Annotated in this window: 15 protein-coding genes; 7 read left to right on the top strand and 8 right to left on the bottom strand. The window is 57.5% G+C overall.

Annotated elements, in window-relative coordinates; translation table 11 throughout:
• Positions 1-17: 17 nt before the first annotated feature.
• Both L8K08_RS16100 and umuC read left to right on the top strand, forming a co-directional pair.
• Positions 18-443, top strand: coding sequence for a S24 family peptidase (locus L8K08_RS16100; protein WP_242198595.1), 426 nt, complete (start codon positions 18-20; stop codon positions 441-443).
• On the top strand, positions 436-1713 hold the full coding sequence (umuC, locus tag L8K08_RS16095) for a translesion error-prone DNA polymerase V subunit UmuC (protein WP_242198592.1): 1278 nt from the start codon (positions 436-438) through the stop codon (positions 1711-1713). Before L8K08_RS16100 ends, umuC begins: the two co-directional genes overlap by 8 nt.
• A 25-nt stretch (positions 1714-1738) precedes the next feature.
• Here the strand turns inward: umuC and L8K08_RS16090 are convergent, their stop codons facing one another.
• Positions 1739-1948 carry a hypothetical protein gene (locus tag L8K08_RS16090; protein WP_145163928.1) on the bottom strand — a complete coding sequence of 70 codons (210 nt, stop codon included), beginning with the start codon at positions 1946-1948 and terminating at the stop codon, positions 1739-1741.
• An 88-nt stretch (positions 1949-2036) separates the two neighbouring features.
• Positions 2037-2198: an L-serine ammonia-lyase, iron-sulfur-dependent, subunit alpha gene (locus L8K08_RS16085; protein ID WP_218570666.1), complete on the bottom strand. Its 162-nt coding sequence runs from the start codon at positions 2196-2198 to the stop codon at positions 2037-2039.
• Between the two features lie 939 nt (positions 2199-3137).
• Here L8K08_RS16085 and L8K08_RS16080 point away from each other — a divergent pair.
• Both L8K08_RS16080 and L8K08_RS16075 read left to right on the top strand, forming a co-directional pair.
• Positions 3138-3620 (top strand): DUF2846 domain-containing protein, encoded by a 483-nt coding sequence (locus L8K08_RS16080; protein ID WP_242198590.1) that lies wholly within the window; start codon positions 3138-3140, stop codon positions 3618-3620.
• Positions 3621-3956: 336 nt separating this feature from the next.
• Positions 3957-4976 carry an alpha/beta hydrolase gene (locus tag L8K08_RS16075; protein WP_242198588.1) on the top strand — a complete coding sequence of 340 codons (1020 nt, stop codon included), beginning with the start codon at positions 3957-3959 and terminating at the stop codon, positions 4974-4976.
• 144 nt (positions 4977-5120) lie between these two features.
• Here L8K08_RS16075 and L8K08_RS16070 read toward each other — a convergent pair whose 3' ends face one another.
• Positions 5121-5681 (bottom strand): fasciclin domain-containing protein, encoded by a 561-nt coding sequence (locus L8K08_RS16070; protein WP_242198586.1) that lies wholly within the window; start codon positions 5679-5681, stop codon positions 5121-5123.
• Between the two features lie 691 nt (positions 5682-6372).
• Between L8K08_RS16070 and L8K08_RS16065 the strand changes: the two genes are divergently transcribed.
• Positions 6373-6852 (top strand): hypothetical protein, encoded by a 480-nt coding sequence (locus L8K08_RS16065; RefSeq protein ID WP_242198585.1) that lies wholly within the window; start codon positions 6373-6375, stop codon positions 6850-6852.
• Positions 6853-7227: 375 nt separating this feature from the next.
• Here L8K08_RS16065 and L8K08_RS16060 read toward each other — a convergent pair whose 3' ends face one another.
• The gene (locus L8K08_RS16060) at positions 7228-7605 is read right to left on the bottom strand and encodes a DUF1090 family protein (RefSeq protein WP_242198583.1); all 378 of its coding nucleotides are present in this window, start codon (positions 7603-7605) and stop codon (positions 7228-7230) included.
• A gap of 352 nt (positions 7606-7957) precedes the next feature.
• Here L8K08_RS16060 and L8K08_RS16055 point away from each other — a divergent pair, with 352 nt between their 5' ends.
• Together L8K08_RS16055 and L8K08_RS16050 are read left to right on the top strand one after the other, a co-directional pair.
• On the top strand, positions 7958-8155 hold the full coding sequence (locus tag L8K08_RS16055) for a hypothetical protein (RefSeq protein WP_145164776.1): 198 nt from the start codon (positions 7958-7960) through the stop codon (positions 8153-8155).
• Positions 8156-9128: 973 nt separating this feature from the next.
• Complete coding sequence (locus L8K08_RS16050) at positions 9129-9425, top strand: putative quinol monooxygenase (protein WP_242198580.1); 297 nt, start codon at positions 9129-9131, stop codon at positions 9423-9425.
• Positions 9426-9427: 2 nt separating this feature from the next.
• On the opposite strand, the gene L8K08_RS16045 is transcribed toward L8K08_RS16050, so the two are convergent.
• From L8K08_RS16045 to L8K08_RS16030, 4 genes are read right to left on the bottom strand one after another with little or no spacing between them, the layout of a single operon-like run.
• Positions 9428-10477 (bottom strand): hypothetical protein, encoded by a 1050-nt coding sequence (locus L8K08_RS16045; protein WP_242198577.1) that lies wholly within the window; start codon positions 10475-10477, stop codon positions 9428-9430.
• 12 nt (positions 10478-10489) lie between these two features.
• Positions 10490-12298 (bottom strand): hypothetical protein, encoded by a 1809-nt coding sequence (locus L8K08_RS16040; protein ID WP_242198574.1) that lies wholly within the window; start codon positions 12296-12298, stop codon positions 10490-10492.
• Positions 12299-12301: 3 nt separating this feature from the next.
• Positions 12302-13600 (bottom strand): hypothetical protein, encoded by a 1299-nt coding sequence (locus L8K08_RS16035; protein ID WP_242198572.1) that lies wholly within the window; start codon positions 13598-13600, stop codon positions 12302-12304.
• Positions 13601-13658: 58 nt separating this feature from the next.
• Complete coding sequence (locus L8K08_RS16030) at positions 13659-16022, bottom strand: hypothetical protein (RefSeq protein WP_242198568.1); 2364 nt, start codon at positions 16020-16022, stop codon at positions 13659-13661.
• Positions 16023-16027: the final 5 nt, after the last annotated feature.

Below are 16027 nucleotides of genomic sequence, written 5' to 3'. Positions count from 1 at the left end.
ATGTAAAAGGCTGCATCATGAGCTTCGCAATTTTAGGTCCTATCGCCGAGGGCGGCACGAAGCTGCCCTTTTGCTCTTTTCGGGTACCAGCTGGCTTTCCATCGCCGGCGGCCGACCATATTGAGCAGAACATCTCATTGGATGAGGTCTTAAATATCAGGGCGCCGCACGTCTATCTGATCGCCATCACTGGCGAGAGCATGCAGGGCGCGGGAATTTTTGAGGGTGACCTGGCGGTTGTGGACCGGTCTATTGAGCCGGCACACGGGCATGTAGTGGTGGCGCTGCTGAATAATGAACCCATCTGCAAACGTCTGTGTAAGCGCGGGAGAGAGGTGATCCTTCTGTCGGAGAACCCGAAATACCCGGCGCGGTACATTCTGGAGGGCGACGAGCTGTCGATTTGGGGCGTGATCACCAGCACCGTACGCAGCCATGTCTGAACAGACACCTGTCTTTGCGCTGATTGACTGCAACAGCTTTTATGCAAGCTGCGAGCGTGTGTTCCGCCCTGACTTGGCAAAGGTGCCAATCGTGGTGCTAAGCAACAACGACGGCTGTGTCATCGCCCGAAGCTACGACGCGAAGCCTTTCATCAAGATGGGCGAGCCGTATTTCCAGATCAAGCACAAGCTCAAGCAGCACGGCATTGTCTCGTTTTCATCAAATTATGCCCTGTACGGGGACATGAGTGAGCGGGTCATGACGCTGATCGAGAGCATGGTGCCCGCCGTCGAGATCTACAGCATTGATGAGGCCTTCGCCGACCTGAGCGGTATTGCCAGCCTGGATGTCCTCGGACGCCAGATCCGCGCACGGGTCTTTCAGTGTACCGGAATCCCGGTGGGCGTCGGAATCGCCCACACAAAGACCCTGGCCAAGCTGGCCAACCACACAGCGAAGCGCCTGCAGGCCCAGACCGGCGGTGTAGTGAATATCACTGACCCGGTAAAGCGTGACTGGGTATTGCGCAACACCGACGTCTCAGAGGTGTGGGGTGTCGGCCGGAAGATGAAGCTTCACCTGGACACGATGGGCATCAAGACAGCGATGGATCTGGCCAAGGCCGACCCCTGGACGCTTCGCAAAAAATTCAGCGTGGTCATCGAGAAGACCGCCCGCGAACTGGCCGGCACCTCATGCCTGGAACTGGACGAGCCCGACCCACCCAAGCAGGAAATCTGTTGTAGCCGGATGTTCGGAAAGCGCCTTACCGAGTTGCCGCCGATCAAGGAGGCGGTGGCCACCTACATGATGCGCGCCTCTGAAAAGCTGCGAGCTCAAAACTCGCTGTGCAAAAAGGTCCGTGTCTGCATCCGCACAGGCATGTTCAACCCCGAAGAAGCCAAGTATGCCAATGGGGTAGTGGTGGATATGCCGTATCCAACTGACGACGTGCGCCTGCTGACAAAGGCTGCAGTTGACGCCCTTGACCGGATTTTTCGACCTGGCTTCAAGTACAGTAAAGCCGAGGTGATGTTGCTCAACCTTTGCCAGCCAGGTGAATACACGGACGATCTATTCGCGGTGTCTCAGCCAGTCGAGGCCACCAGAGTGATGACCGTGCTGGACCAGATCAATGACAGGTGGGGAAGGGGGACGCTGCGATCGGCCAGTGTACCGACAAACCCCGACTGGGGGATGCGCCGGGACATGATGAGCCAGAGCTACACTACGAAGCTCGATCAGCTGTGGTCGGTTGCTTGCAAGTAGTGAAGCGCTCAGCGTCAGATCAACTTCACTCGGGCGACATAAGGACCGCCAGGGTCAGCTTGATGAACTTCTCGTTGTCATCAATGGTGTCCAGAGCTCCGCGCACGTTCTCGGCTACCTCGGCGGAGCCACGCTGCTCGATCCAGTTCGATATCTCCATGATGGAAGCCTCAAGGGCCAGCTGGTTTTCGTAGAGCTTGGACAGAAGAGAGGGGAGCAGGTCTGAGTTGGGCATGTCTGGTTCTCCTAAGAAGGAATAAGAGTACCAGTCAGAAGGTATTTGAGAAGTGAGGCCGAAGCATCTAATTAAAGGTGCGCAGGAATCAGCGAAGAGAAATAATGTTCTTAGCTAGTGACAGGATACCCTGTACACCGCTCGTGCTGGCCGCCATTACCGATACCATTGCTGCCCATACTGTCTCAAAAAAACATGCAACATAAGTGATGACATTGCTTTTTGTACGACGTTGAGATTTATTATTCATAAGTACCCCCTTTTTTGTTGATTTAAAGCTCTGTTCTGATTTTTTTTGCACTAAAACGCTGATGAAACGCAAAAAACTAAGAAACAGTAGGGGGAACAGCAAGGCACTGAGATTCGAACTCAGAAACACACTAGCTAAAAACACTAATCTATAAAATCATCTCATAAAAAAACGGCCTGTCAAGTTTTTGTTGACCTGGGTGGTCTGGAGTGCTAGCTGGGTTTTTTATGGGGCAATTTGCTTAGAAAAGCAGTTCCTAAACTAAAAAAGTACCCCAGGTGGAATGCGCCTTCAAGCCTTATCAATTGCTTCGAGAAAAGGAACTCTGCAGGCCCTCAAGGCGTCAGCCCGTCTTTATATGCGTAGCGGTCTTGAAAACCGGCGAACGTTAATAGCGTTCCCAGGGTTCGAATCCCTGGTTTCCCGCCAAGATTTACACAAAAGCCTCGCGAAAGCGGGGCTTTTGCGTTTCCGGGGTTTGAGAAATCAAGCAGCCTAGCTACTGATCGTTTTCGCATCATTTCAGGCGGTTTCCGCAACTCATTGCAAATTGCGGTCAGCGGGTCGGCTTAACGATCTGCCCGACGCGCTGATAAACCATCTCTGTTATTCGCTTGTCCGTGTGCCCGAGCAGGTGGCTGGCGTCGCACTGCTTTAATTTACCTTTCAGGCCCGGCAGTCAAATGCTGGGCCCATCCGCCGCATCGGCATCAGCGCACTCATTCGGCTGTTCGACGCGCGGCGATCACGACGTAGCGGGCTGTCACTGATCTTCGAATGCATGGCGATTCTAGGCAGGAACTAAAGCCCTCGCTTACCATTCGTGGCTTACCGCCAACATTTGGGGGGAGAGTGGGGGACGTGCAAGATCAGCACAAAAAGTTTGATTGGTAGTCTTGCAGTGTTGATCATCAAGCGCTGGATCAGAATGGAGCAGTTATGACTCGAGTATGGAAGATTTCAGCACTTGTCTGGTTGGCGCTCCTTAGCGCTTGCACGATCACAGGGCCAACATTTACACCTCTTAAAAACGTGGATTCACAACAGGGTGTCATCTATGTCTACAGGCCCAGTAACTACGACATGGGCTTAATGTCTGCCATGATTTCTTTGGATGGCAAGCAAGTAGCGTCTCTGGAGAACGGTGGTTACATAGCCGTACCTGTTACACCAGGTGAGCACAGGGTCACTCAGAAATGGAAAGCTGGAATTCTGGGGAATTCTGATCTTGAGGGCGGCACCACCGCCGTTGTCATCGACGTTAAAAGCTCAGATGCCTCGTACATCAGCCTCACGTCCAGCAGCGCCAGAGTGCGTGTAAACCAATCAAACGCTGTCAAGCTGCATTGGCAGCTTAATAAAATCTCTGCCGACCAGGCATTGCCCGAGATTTCTCAATGTAGAAAGGTTGAGGCGATCTAGTTCCAATCGGGCCGCAATACCAACAGCCAAATTGTGCGCAAAGAAAAGCCCGCGATGGGGATCAGCGGGCTTAAAGGGATGTTCACCAGGAGCTTGGGTTAACCATAGGCGCTTGACTGTGAAAAGTTTGTGAGTGTCTGGCGAGGTCACTGCCTGGATTGCGATATAACGGCAATGGCGTCCACCTAAAATCCGTGGGCAGCCATGCCAAGGGCTTTAGGCGGCCTACGGTGAAACACCGCGCCGTGATGACATAAAGGCGTTATTCTGGGGACAGGCGACGCAGCATGGCGCCGCCGTTTCGCTTGTATCCGCCGGTAAGCATCAGGAGATCCTGTGTCCACTTCCGAGCTGACTTCGCACATCTTCAGTACGCCCCGTCATACGACGCACTATGTGGCGTCGGGGCCTGCCGAGGGGCCATTGATGATGTTCCTGCACGGCTGGCCGGAGCTCGGTCTGATCTGGCGCGCGCAGATGGAAGCGTTCGCTGCCCAGGGCTGGCACTGCGTTGCACCCGACATGCGCGGCTATGGCGGCTCTTCTGTGCCGGCGGACACCCGCGCGTACTCCATTGAAAACATCGTGGCAGATATGGCAGAGCTTCATGACCATCTCGGTGGAATGCCCGCCATTTGGGTGGGCCACGATTGGGGCAGCGTTGTGGCGGGTGAATTGGTTGCTCATGAGCCCCAGCGCAGCCGCGGCGTTGTGCTGATTTCGGTCCCGTACTTCCCCACCACCAACGCGCTGCCGACGCTCGTCCCGCTGGTTGACCGAACAATCTATCCGGCAGACGAGTATCCAGACGGTCAATGGGACTATTACCGCTATTACAACACGCACTTCGCGTCCGCCGTCGCAGACCTTGATGCAGATAAAGCCGCATCACTGGCTTCGATTTATCGACGAGGCGACCCTGCGAGCATCACTAAAGTCGCATCAAACGCCCAAGTCACCAGCAAAGGAGGGCGGTTTGGCGCAGCGCACCGAGCCCCGCCCACCCAGCCCGACCCCGCGCTCTGGCCGCAGGCGGACTTCGCGGCACTGGTGCGCAGTTTTGAGGAGCATGGTTTCCGCGCGCCCTGCGCGTGGTATTTGAACGACGACGCCAACATCGCTTATGCCCATCGAGCGCCCAATGGCGGCCGCCTGTCCCTGCCCGTACTGTTTGTGAACGGCGACTACGACCCGATGAATACCATCAAGGGTAATCAGCTGGGCGAGCCAATGCGTGCGGCCTGCGCAGACCTCACTGTGACGAGCTTATCTGGCGGGCATTGGTTGCCGGTGGAGTGCAAGGCCGAACTCGTTGAAGCAATCAGTACCTGGCTTCAGCGCAGAAACTTACGATGAGTATCGAGACATTGACGTTGAGGTGCGCCGGCTAAGGCTTGTGAACGTTTCGGCATGGCTCATGAACACGGCCATGATCACCAGCCGGTTATTGACAGGCCTCACTACCCGGCAAACTGCGCGTCTGCCGGGCTTGAAGAGCGTTTAAGGCATCAAGACCGAGTCGACAACGTGGATCACGCCGTTGGACTGCATCACGTCTGCGATGCTGATACTTGCCTTACCGCCTTTGGCATCTACCACCCAAAGCTTGCCGTCGTGCAGCTTGATATTCAGCGACTCACCTTGAACTGTTTTCAGCATAACGGTGCCGCCGTTCTTTTTGGCGTCGGCCTTAAGTTGTGCCGATGTGTGAGTGCCGGGTACGACATGGTAGGTCAGGATTTTAGTCAGGTCGGCTTTGTGTTCAGGCTTGACCAGCGTATCGACGGTGCCTGCGGGCAGCTTGGCAAAGGCTTCGTTTGTCGGCGCGAATACGGTGAATGGGCCTTTGCTATTAAGCGTATCAACCAACCCGGCAGCCTTGACTGCTGCAACCAGCGTCGTGTGGTCCTTTGAATTGACCGCGTTTTCCACGATGGTTTTACTGGGGTACATCGCTGCGCCTCCGACCATCACAGAGTCGGCGGCGAAGCTTGCGGTTGCAGTTACGGAGAGAATAGCGAAGCAGGCTGCTGCAGCAATTTTTTTGTAAAAGGCGTGCATGGTGTATCTCCTTGGCTCGTATGCCCTGCGAGTGAGGGTATTGAATCTACGCGCCAGCGATCAAAGTGGATGCACCCGTTCATACAATAATTTTGTGAGCGTCTCGCGTTTTCGCTCAAGTTTCTTCCTGAAGTGGCAGCTAATGGCCGAAGACTTCAAGGTTTGAATGCCGAACAAATCTTTTCCGCTGTAGTACAACCCTCGCCAGGAGCGTGTGTTTTGAAATTACAAAACCGACTTTTCTGAGCAGAACAAGGTTTCCTATAAGGACCTTGGCTGGGGAGTAAAACACGCTCAGTAGTTGGTTTTTCTGTAGCGCTGCTCGCCGATAGGGTTTGGCGCGCTCACCCGGTCGAATCCGGCGGGGGGGGGGCAGGGGCGCCTGCAGCGTGTCGACCCGTTGCGCACCCTACGCAGGTGGTGCCCGACAGATGCGTTTTTACCCAGTACCTGCCCATCCAACTGCGCCATGAAAAGGCATGAGAACTGCTGTCAGGCCGTTCCCGCACTCTTGTACTGCGCTGCCAACCGCTACATAATCCCACCGCTGAGGTTGATGTCTTTAGCAGCAAGGACGAAGACTGTGCCGCTTATGAGTCGTGCATTTTTCGAGCTGCGCCGATTGCACTGCCAAGCATTTATATATTGAAGAAATCAACGTTACACACATTGACGCCCCTCAGGAAAAAACATGTACAAGATGATTGCGGCACTGAGCTTTCTCGCTATAACTTCAGCGACAATGACTGGATGCAATGAAAAGGAAGGAAGCAAGGAAAACGCGGCAGCTACCAAAACCACTTATAACCCATCTGATAAATGCGCCATTGACACCATCGCCGGAAAGACCGGTGCAAGTATTTACGTTCCGCGCAGCGTTGTTCAATTCAACGGCTGGGCTTTCGATAGCGTTAACCAAAGTGCTTCGAAGGAAATCAAACTTCGCCTGAACGGTTATAAGGGCGATCCTGTCGCATTCAAGGATCATACTGTTATTGATCGGCCGGACGTGGCAAAGGCATTCAACAATCAGAAGCTCTTGAAGTCAGGTTTCTCCTTCAATGCTGATTTGTCTTCGTTGGAACCAGGTGGCTACAGCATCTCCATTGAGATCCCTGGAGAGAACTCCTCTCTGCTATGCCAATCCAAGGTCTTGCTTGTAATCGAATAACCCCAACATTCGCTGCCAGCCTCGAAGCCACTTCAAATGAAGCCGCGAGCATGAGCGTTGAGGCTGGCAGCGCTTGATCTAAAAGTCTTCAGCCGATTGAAAAGCTGAATTCAGCACGACAAAAACGCCCTCCTGGTACGCGTAATATTGCTCACTTAAGCGCAGCAATCCTACGATCCCGCCTCGGACGGTCCTTCAGAAGCGTCCCGCTTACACCGACCCACAGCCTTCACCATTCGCAAAAATAGTATTGCTGCGGTTTCAAAGTGCATGAGAAAGGCTCTTGCTTGACTCACACAAAAGCCCCGTTCAGGCGGGGCTTCTGCATTTCTGGGATAAAAGACGCTCGACGCAGGAGCCTCCGATTATTTCTTTTTACTTGAACAAACCACCGATGGCATTGATCGCATCCGCGGCCTTGTTCATGTTTTGTTGACGTTGAGGGTGGGTGTCCACCTGCGCCTGAGCGTTGTAGTTGGAATTACTGCAGCTTTTGTTGGTTTGCGTCAACGCTGCCTGGAAGGCCGTCGCGCGCAAGGTGTCACCCTTGGCATTGGCCGCGTTTATGTTTGCCTGGAGGTCGCGGATCTGTTGCTGGCAGGAGGCGTTAGTGGTGTTGAGGGTGTTGCTGTTGCTGGCGCCGCCCAGGGCAGACGACAGGGCGCCCGTCAGGGCGGTCAGGTCGGCAGCGTGGGTGGGCAGAGTAAACAGGCTGAGCAGGGTGGCGGCTGGCGCGAGTTTGGAAAGACGCATGGCAAACCTCAATGTTTGATTGCCTGCGCTCAAGTGGGGACCCGAGCTGGCGCAGAACAATATCCGTATAGAGGTGAGCGCTCGGGTGGAACGAAATATAGGTTGGTCAATTATTGACCTTCAATATCGGCGTTGCATAAATGTGAGTTGTTTCACGTTGTGCGTCGGCCATCGCTGGCGGCCCATCAGGTTTACACCGGCTCTACCTGCGTTCGGTAGTAAACATCCGAAGCTGAAAGCGTTAAGACCGAGCGTTGATCGGCACCATTCGTCTAATGCTTTGCACTCTGAATGCTGCGCCGTCTCTGAAGCTTAAGTGCGCATTTCCCGTGCGCCAAAGCGGAGAGTCAACATGGAAATCAACGAGAAGGCGCCAGGAAACCTTTCCCAACAAGCCGTGACGCGCGGCACAGACAACGAAACGGGCCACGATCCGCGCCAAGATGAGGGCGCGCTCCCATTGCCGCCTGACGACGACGCGCCACTGGAAGAGGATATGTCGGATGTGGACGCGGCTGATTCAGTCGCGAGTGAACACCCCGATAATTGATCATTTTACTTCAGCGAACCCGGCCACTGCGCCGGGTTTTTTATTGCCTGCAGAACGTGATCACCCATGCAACCCGTCTAGATCAAAGGTTTTAAGCCGACTCAGGGTTGCCAGGCGTGGTTTTGGCGATTAACCTGAAAATGTTCGAATTGTTACGAATAATTTCGGGTGCGACCGATTTCGGTTTGCACGACTTCAGGATGAGGAACGAAAAATGTTTTCACACGAAGGTCCCGCACTAGAGCTGTTACTGTTCATTTTTGGCTTGGCTGGCCTGCTTCTGGTCGTCTGGTTCTGTCATCACCAATACGAGCGAAAAACCGGGAAGGGCGTTAAAAAACAACAAAATCGTAACGAAAGCCGCTCGAACTAGAGTGATCAACGCGGTGCCAGCGGTCGGCCATTAAGCCTGACCGCCGGCAAAATGCAGCGTTACGCGACGGTGCAAATCCAGCGGTGATTTTGCCGATACGGCGCGCGGGTGAAGTGCACATCTGAAACCAGATTCAGGCCGCGTTCCTGAAGCGCTTCGGTCAATGCTACGAGTGTCTCTGCTTGGATAGTCATTGCTGTTACCTCGTCAGATTTACTGCGTTCATAGTTCTTGACCGGGCGGGCAACTGACTAATTCAAATTATCTATGCGCGTGCTTAACCTCTTGCGCTGGGTGGCGATTGGTTCAGCGTCATCGCTCATTCATCCAGTTCAATAAACAGGTGACATGGAGCAAAAAAACCGCGCAGCCAGTGCTGTGGTACGACGATAAGGCGAGTATCCAATGAGAATCGCAGACAAAGAAAAGCCCACGATGGGGGCGCGGGCTTAAAGGTGTTCACTTAGGAGCTGAGTTGAGGCTATGCGCCCGACTGTGAAAACCGTGTGAAATGCACCCCTCTATTAGGCTTTTTTGCACCTTGGCGGCGTGCTCACGTACTGTGCGGCTTCCTTAACCAAACTTTGCGGTGGTGTTTGCATGTCAGATGAAGTGCGGCTTGTCGTCATTATCAATACGCAGCCCGGCAAGGGCGCCGAGCAACGTGCAGCGTTCGCGAAACTGGCCCCTTTGGTCAGGGCTGAGCAGGGCTGTCTGCAGTACGATTTGCACCCCGTGGTCGGCAACCCCGACAGTTTTGTCTTGATCGAAAAGTGGGCTTCGAAGGACGCCCTGACCGCCCACCATGAGGCCGTTCATATGGTTGAAGCAGCCAGGCACAATCCGTCTTTTCGCGCCGCCCCCGCGACCGTTCTGCTGTTAGAGGATGCGCTCTAGCCTCATAGCTGCACCCGCCGCAGCCTGCCACTGAGCGGCGCCACAGTGCCGTCGGGTGTCGGCAGCGGTCGGCCCGTCAAGCCCATGCCTTCGCTCACCACTACCGCGTCCTGCACCACACACAGGTTGGACGGCGTATCCAGCCCGCGCGCGAGCACTTCCACTGTTGCGTTGCGCAGGTCACAGCGCAACAGTCGCCCGGTAAAGCGGGTAAAGCCTCCGTGCAGCGGCTCGCCGTTCCAGTCCGGCAGCAAGGGCTGTTGCAGATGGCTGCACAGCTCCAGCACCAGCAGATTGCCTTGCGGGCACAGCGCCAGCCCGGTGGGCAGTTGCAGGCCGCGAATCACCACTTCGATTTGCCCACTGGCCGGGTGAACTCGAATCACTTGCCCGGCGTAGTCGGCAAAGTCGATGCCTTGGCGCGCGGGGTCGCCGTGCAATTCCCCAGAGAACAAGCTAATCAACACGGCGTCTGTGTGCGGCTCGTACACCAGGGTGACAGGAACAGCCTCCTGATCCTCATCCAGAACGGGCAATTGCGCGAGCACACGTTCTTGCTCGCCGTGTCTGAACTCCACCAGTTGATTGGTATCCGGTTTCACCGCCAGCCAACTGCGTCGCGTCGGGTGGTAGCACAGCGCGTTCAGGTTGCCACGGCTGTGGAACACCGGCTCGGGCGGGTTGTATTGCAGGTCGAGCAGTCTGGAACCGCCGACGTAATCGGTCTGGCTGGCCAGGCAACGTCCGTCACCACAGGCGATGTCGGACAGGCCCATGATTTCATCGCGCAGCATGCGCGCCTGCAGGTTCATGCTGCGAAAACCCTGGGCGAGCACTTCGCCGGGCAGATAGGCCCCAGGCCTCAGCGGGTCAGGCTGCAGCCGACTGATGCGACTGCTGAACGGCTGGTCCGCCACGCCTGAGCCGGCTTCGGCCAGCCACAGGCTGCCATCGGCTTGCAGGCACACGCCACGCGGGTTGAGCAGGCCTTCGGCGATAACGCTGCTCGGGCGCAGGGCTTCGATGGGCTGTGCGGGAATATGAAGTGTCATAGCGTTTGCCTCCTATTGCGGTGGCTGCCACGGGCTGCCGGTGAGATAGGCCCGCAGCAGTGCGCGCTGAGCGGGGGACATCGAGCGCACCACCGGCATGAACAGCGTGGTGCCCTTGTAGGCGTCCGAGGTGCGCGCAAGGATCGCGTTCTTCGCGCCCATGATCGCGTCAGGCTGGTTCAACGGCACGTAGCGCGACATGGCGGGGAAGGCCAGGTAGTGAAAGCGCAGCACATTCGGGTACACCTGTTGCCAGGTAATGACGCTGCCCTTGGCGATGCCAAAGTCGGTCTGAGCGTATTTTCGGAAGTTGGTGAAAAAGGCGCCGTTGTCCACGCCATTGGCCGTGTAGGTCAGGGCCACGAAGCCCGCCTGGGCGGCGCTGCCGGTTTTGAGCGTAACGGGAAAACTCACCGTCTGTTGGCCAGCATTCACCGTCAGCGAGGCCGGAAAGTTGAGAAAGTCCGTGTATTGCTTCTGCTCGTAAACGCCCGGCGCACTCGCTGCCAGGCTGACTTTGGTGGCGCCGGGCACCGGCCCGCCCAGGTAGCGAACCTGCAAGGTGACCGTCAGGCCGTTGGGGTAATCCTCCAGGTACACGTTGCGCTGATCCGCATACACCCGATAGGTCGACTCGGTCGCCTGCAACTGAGTCCCGGCCACCTGGCCAGGGGCGTTGATCGCCAACGGCGTGGTCCTGACGGCCTGCTGCTGGCTGGTGGTCAGCGCCACATCGACGATGCCGCCATACACGTAGTAATTGACCAACGGGCTGGCAGTCGGGTTGAGGGTGATCAGCGGCGCGGCACCGGCTGAAATGGTCACCGGCCCATAATTCGCATTCGGCCCGATCGGGCTGGTGATGTCGTCCCGTACCGCGCGGAAGGTTTGCTTGGGAATCACATTGACCATGTCCAGGCTCAACAGCCCGTTATTGCCCAGCGCCGCATAGGCGGCGTTGTTCGTGGCTGCGTTGACCAATTGCCGCCCCGGCTGGCAGCTCAGCGGCTCGCCGGCAAACGCCGGGGCCAGCGTACCGATGACCCGGCCAATGCTCGGGTTGGGCGTGTATTTACCGGCAGCATAATCGGCATCGAGCTGCGCGGTGGTCATCTGCGGGCACATCTCGAACATCACGAAACGCAGGACGATGCCCGTCGCGCCCGGCGCCTGGATGATCGCCTTGAGGCCGCTGCTGTTCGGGTTCCAGCTGACGATGCTGCTCAGCGGGAACGTCAGCTGGAACGTGCCGCTGGCATGGAACGATCCCGGAGCGTCCATCTTTGCCGGCTCGAGCACGCGCCCGGTCACGTCGAAACTGCTGCACACCGCATTGCAGCGAATCAGCAGCTGGATATTGTCGTTGCTGCCGATTTGCAGGCCGCCGACAAAAATCTGCGTGGTGGTCGAGGCGCTGGGGTCCAGATCCACCATCATCGGCCCGGACACTGGTGCCTGGCCACTCACCGGGTCCACCGAACCGAGCAGGTACACCGGCTGACCGACCTGGTCACCCGTGGTGCTGATATTGCCGGGGCTGCCTTGGGAACTGATCAAGGCGTTCTGCATGTCCACCACGTGCTGGCCGTAGTGGTTCCAGCCGCCGGCGGTGTAGTAGTTGCCGTCGGGCGCGTTGATCATGCTGTTCAACTGGTCATCGGTGTAAGACTGCGCGCCGGGTGCCAGGGTCGACGTGGTCAGGTCGAAGAGCGGCCATTGCTTGTTGCCATTAAAAGGAATGGTCGGCGAGTTGTTCGGCAAGCTCACGTCCGTGCGGATGCCGCCCCAGAAATTCAGTCGTGGTCCGTTGAGGATGCTCATGGTCTATTCCTTGCCCGTGGCGTGTGGGGTGATGGGGCTGTTGGCAAATTTGAACAGGTAGGAGAAGTCGGACTTGAACGGGCTCTTCACCGGTGTCGCCATCGAATGGCAGTTCATGCAACTGCTGGTGGGCTGGATATAGCTTTCCATGGTCACGTTGGCCGACAGCGCCGGGGTCGGCTGGCCCAGTGGGTTGCTTGGGTTGTTCGGCATCAGCGGGCGCTGGGTGGTGATCAACTGGTAGTACTTCAACACGCTGCGTTGCAGGCCTGGATCGTTGCGGTAATTGTTGTTGACCCAGCTCGTCACATCCGCAATGGGCGTCACGCGGTTCAGCGGGTTGGGCGTCTGGAACGTGGTGCCGGGCTTGGGCACGCAGACCAACTGGGTGCCTTGTGTTTGCCAGTTGCAGGGCGACTGGTTCAGCGCGGCGGCGGGCGCGGCCGCATTGAAGTAGGAATAGGCCGTGCCGGGCGCCGGTTGATCGACCCATTGACCGTTGACTTTGGCTTTGGGCGGCACGTTCTCGACCTGCTCGAAGGTGGACCAGATCCACTGCGGGTAACCGTTGACCTTGGTGATGATATGCAAGCCCACCAGGCCCAGGTACGCCTCGCCGACGCCAATGCGTTGCCCCTGGCTGTTGAACCGCGCCACGCGGGCAAATTGCGTGAGGTAATGGCTGGCATTGTCACGGGCGGTGAGCACGCGCCAGCTGGATTTGACCTCGATCACGCCATTGGGGAAGTTGATGGTATTGGCCCTGGACACCACATTCGCGTTGTAGAAGTTATTGCCGACGATGTAGTTGTAGGACGCCTGGTTGGCCGAAATATCGTAGTAGGTCGGGTTGCCTGCCTGATCGATCAACCAGCCGCCCACCGCCTGGTCGATGGAGTTGACCAGTGAGCTGTTTTTCAGCGCTGCGATGTTGATGATGCCCAGGCTTCTGGCGGTCAGCGGGCTATTCCACGGCCCGGGGTTGGCGGCCCCCGGCAGGAAGATTTCGCTGACGGTCTTGTAGGTCTGCCACACGGTGTAGCCGGGGTCGCCGGGTTGTTTGCTGCAGTTGGGCGCGCCGCGCTGCCCGTCCTGTGCCGGCCAGTTCAAGGCAACAAAAAGCTGCCAGCTGTATTGATCGAACTGGTCCTGGCTGGCAGTGGCTGCGGGCGCGCTCGTGGGCGGCTGGCAATTGAGTTGCGTGGCCAATGCCGAGGGCTTGCCGCTGTCGTCCCTGGCAAAGGCGCCGGGGCTGAGCAGCATCAGCAATAGCAACAGTCGGCTCAAGAGGCTGGCGTTCATAACACACTCCTTTGAAAACCGGGTGACAGGGGCGTCACCCGGTGGTCCTGTGCGTGGCTTACGCGTAGTCGTTCATGCTCAGCGGGACGGGTGGATAGTTACGCTTCACCAACGCCTGCGCCCACAGTTCCAGCACGGCGCGACGGCTTTGCGGCATGTCCCGCGTGATGGGCATCGCCAGCGTGCTTTCCTCCTGATACGCCTTGCTGATCAACACGATCAGTTGGTCGACGGCGCCCTCGATGCGCGTCAGGTTGTTGAGCGGCATGTACTTGCTCATGATCGGGTAGAGGTAATAGAACGGCTGCAGGATGAACGGGTAGATGAAGGTCTCCCATATCAGCTGGCCGGCATTTTCACGCTGATAAATCAGGTTCCACGCGTTGACGAAATCCTGCTGCATCTGCGGTTCCAGCGGCAGCACACGCAGCGGCGCGAGAAAATCGGTAAAGGCCTGGTTGAGCGGAAAGCTGAAAGGAATCTCCGGTTCCTGCTGGCCTTCCTGGACAAAGAAACGCAAGGTCGGAAAGCCCGGCGCCTGGGCCGTGACCGTCAGGTTGGCGATGCCATTGGCGTCGGTCTGGATCTTGGTCAGGCTAAATTGCACCGGGCTGTTCAGCGGGTCTTGCAACGTGCGTTGCAGGGTGATCGGGTTGGCGAACGTCAGCGTCGGGCTCAGGGCGACAGCGGCGGGCGTCGGCAGGAATTGCTGGTAGGTCACCGGCACGGTTTGATCGGCGGGCACCGCCAGCCGGGTTGCCATGAGCTGGCGGCCCGTGCCTTCGGTGATCTGGCCGGCCAGGGTCTTCGCACCGACAAATTGCGGCAGGCAGGGGCTGTTGTTGGCCGGGTTCTGCGGGTCGTTGTTGAACAGCGAAAAGTCCGCTGCGTTACTGAACGCCAGGTAGTAATCGGTGGTGCACAGCATGTAGGCATTGCCGTATTCGGCCACCCACAACGTGGTGCCGGCCGGAGCGGGCTGGCCGTCGTATTGCACCATCACCTGCAACGTCTTGGTGTCGCCCACGTCGATAAAGCTGGCGCTCTCTACCACCTCGGCGGTCCACAGTTGCTGGGTCGCGGCGATGACCGGCGTGTTGCCTTGCTGTTGCAGTTCCAGCGTGCCGGATTGCAGCTGCGCCTGGGCCTCGACGGTGATCGGCAGGTCGAGGATGCCGGCGCGCTTGTCGAACGCCAATTGCTGGTAATCGTCATAGCCAAAGCTGGCCAATGGGCTGAATTGCGCGCCTTGGCGGATACCGATCTGGTAGTTGCCGGCCTGGTACTTGGCCGCGACCGGAATGTCGGCTTTGCTGTCGATGGGGTAGAACGGAAAGGCGTTGCCCAGGTCCAGCGACAAGGTATTGCCATGGGCCTGGGCCGAGATCACGCCCAGTTGAACCTGGCTGGTGGTGCCCGGTGAGGTTTTGTAGATCGCCACCTTGGCGGCCGGCACCAGGCGCCTGCCTGCCGGCGCGGTGGGAAATTCATCCTCAAACCACAACCCCAGGCTGCCCACGGTACGGCTATAGGCCGGGTTGAAGAAAATATCCCCGACGTTATCCAGCGCCTGTTGATACATGGCCTGTACCTTGGCCTGGGCTTCGGGCGTGGCGCTGTGGGTGTTGATGGGGGGATAGTTGTTGAAGATGCCGTTCTTGTCGTAGCAGGTCAGGTAGGTGGTAAAGCGGAACATCAGCCCCTTGGCCTGTTGTTGCGCCATCTGCGCCTGCAGGTTTTGCAGCAAGGCCGAGTTGCCGATCACCCACGTCAGGTTTTCTTTCGGGAAGCAGGTCTGCCAGGTGGTGGTCACGTACGCCAGGCCGCCGAGGTTGGCCCAGTTGAAGTTGAGGAAACGGTCCAGCATGCGGTGCTCGCGGTTGAGCGTCAGGCCGCATTGCGCATTGCCCAGCACCAGTTTGTCGAAGTACAGCGCGGTGAAAGTGTTCTGCCACGGGCTCACGTCGACAAAACGCGCCGGCGACGTCGGCGCGCCGCCAAACGGATTGCCGAGCAGCTGATAACTTTGATTGATCAGCGGGTCCTGGCTGACGTAACCACCGTCGGGCAACTCGCCGCCGGTGATCACCGACTGGGTCTGGTTGTAGCTCACGGTGCCGCAGGCGTTATCGCCGAACAGGTTCCACTCGCCGGGAATCATGGGGGATGCCAACTGCCCGGCATTGCCCGGCACCTGCATCACGTAGTCCGGCACGGCGGCCGGCGCCAGTGGTGCGATGGTCCACGGCAGCAATTGGCTGGCGGCGTTCAGCGGCGTGATCTTGAAGGCTTCCAGGAACCGCCAGTTCATCTGCATTTTTACCGCATCGTAAAGCGGGTACATGTCGTTGTTGTTGGCGGTCGGCGGGTTCCAGAACATATGGCCGCCCAGGTAGATACGCGGGAAATTCAATACGCTCATGTGAG

It is taken from the genome of Pseudomonas sp. TREG-RG-20F-10-E-6-01 (genome assembly GCF_022662455.1).
GTDB lineage: Bacteria > Pseudomonadota > Gammaproteobacteria > Pseudomonadales > Pseudomonadaceae > Aquipseudomonas.
Note: the sequence above shows the minus strand (reverse complement) of the source record. Positions and strands in the feature narration are given on the sequence as shown.

What these genes read in the sequence shown, in the direction of transcription:
- L8K08_RS16100 (WP_242198595.1), top strand. Translation starts at nt 18, where the DNA reads ATGAGCTTCGCAATTTTAGGTCCTATCGCCGAGGGCGGCACGAAGCTG.
- umuC (WP_242198592.1), top strand. Translation starts at nt 436, where the DNA reads ATGTCTGAACAGACACCTGTCTTTGCGCTGATTGACTGCAACAGCTTT.
- L8K08_RS16090 (WP_145163928.1), bottom strand. Translation starts at nt 1,948, where the DNA reads ATGCCCAACTCAGACCTGCTCCCCTCTCTTCTGTCCAAGCTCTACGAA.
- L8K08_RS16085 (WP_218570666.1), bottom strand. Translation starts at nt 2,198, where the DNA reads ATGAATAATAAATCTCAACGTCGTACAAAAAGCAATGTCATCACTTAT.
- L8K08_RS16080 (WP_242198590.1), top strand. Translation starts at nt 3,138, where the DNA reads ATGACTCGAGTATGGAAGATTTCAGCACTTGTCTGGTTGGCGCTCCTT.
- L8K08_RS16070 (WP_242198586.1), bottom strand. Translation starts at nt 5,681, where the DNA reads ATGCACGCCTTTTACAAAAAAATTGCTGCAGCAGCCTGCTTCGCTATT.
- L8K08_RS16065 (WP_242198585.1), top strand. Translation starts at nt 6,373, where the DNA reads ATGTACAAGATGATTGCGGCACTGAGCTTTCTCGCTATAACTTCAGCG.
- L8K08_RS16060 (WP_242198583.1), bottom strand. Translation starts at nt 7,605, where the DNA reads ATGCGTCTTTCCAAACTCGCGCCAGCCGCCACCCTGCTCAGCCTGTTT.
- L8K08_RS16055 (WP_145164776.1), top strand. Translation starts at nt 7,958, where the DNA reads ATGGAAATCAACGAGAAGGCGCCAGGAAACCTTTCCCAACAAGCCGTG.
- L8K08_RS16050 (WP_242198580.1), top strand. Translation starts at nt 9,129, where the DNA reads ATGTCAGATGAAGTGCGGCTTGTCGTCATTATCAATACGCAGCCCGGC.
- L8K08_RS16045 (WP_242198577.1), bottom strand. Translation starts at nt 10,477, where the DNA reads ATGACACTTCATATTCCCGCACAGCCCATCGAAGCCCTGCGCCCGAGC.
- L8K08_RS16040 (WP_242198574.1), bottom strand. Translation starts at nt 12,298, where the DNA reads ATGAGCATCCTCAACGGACCACGACTGAATTTCTGGGGCGGCATCCGC.
- L8K08_RS16035 (WP_242198572.1), bottom strand. Translation starts at nt 13,600, where the DNA reads ATGAACGCCAGCCTCTTGAGCCGACTGTTGCTATTGCTGATGCTGCTC.
- L8K08_RS16030 (WP_242198568.1), bottom strand. Translation starts at nt 16,022, where the DNA reads ATGAGCGTATTGAATTTCCCGCGTATCTACCTGGGCGGCCATATGTTC.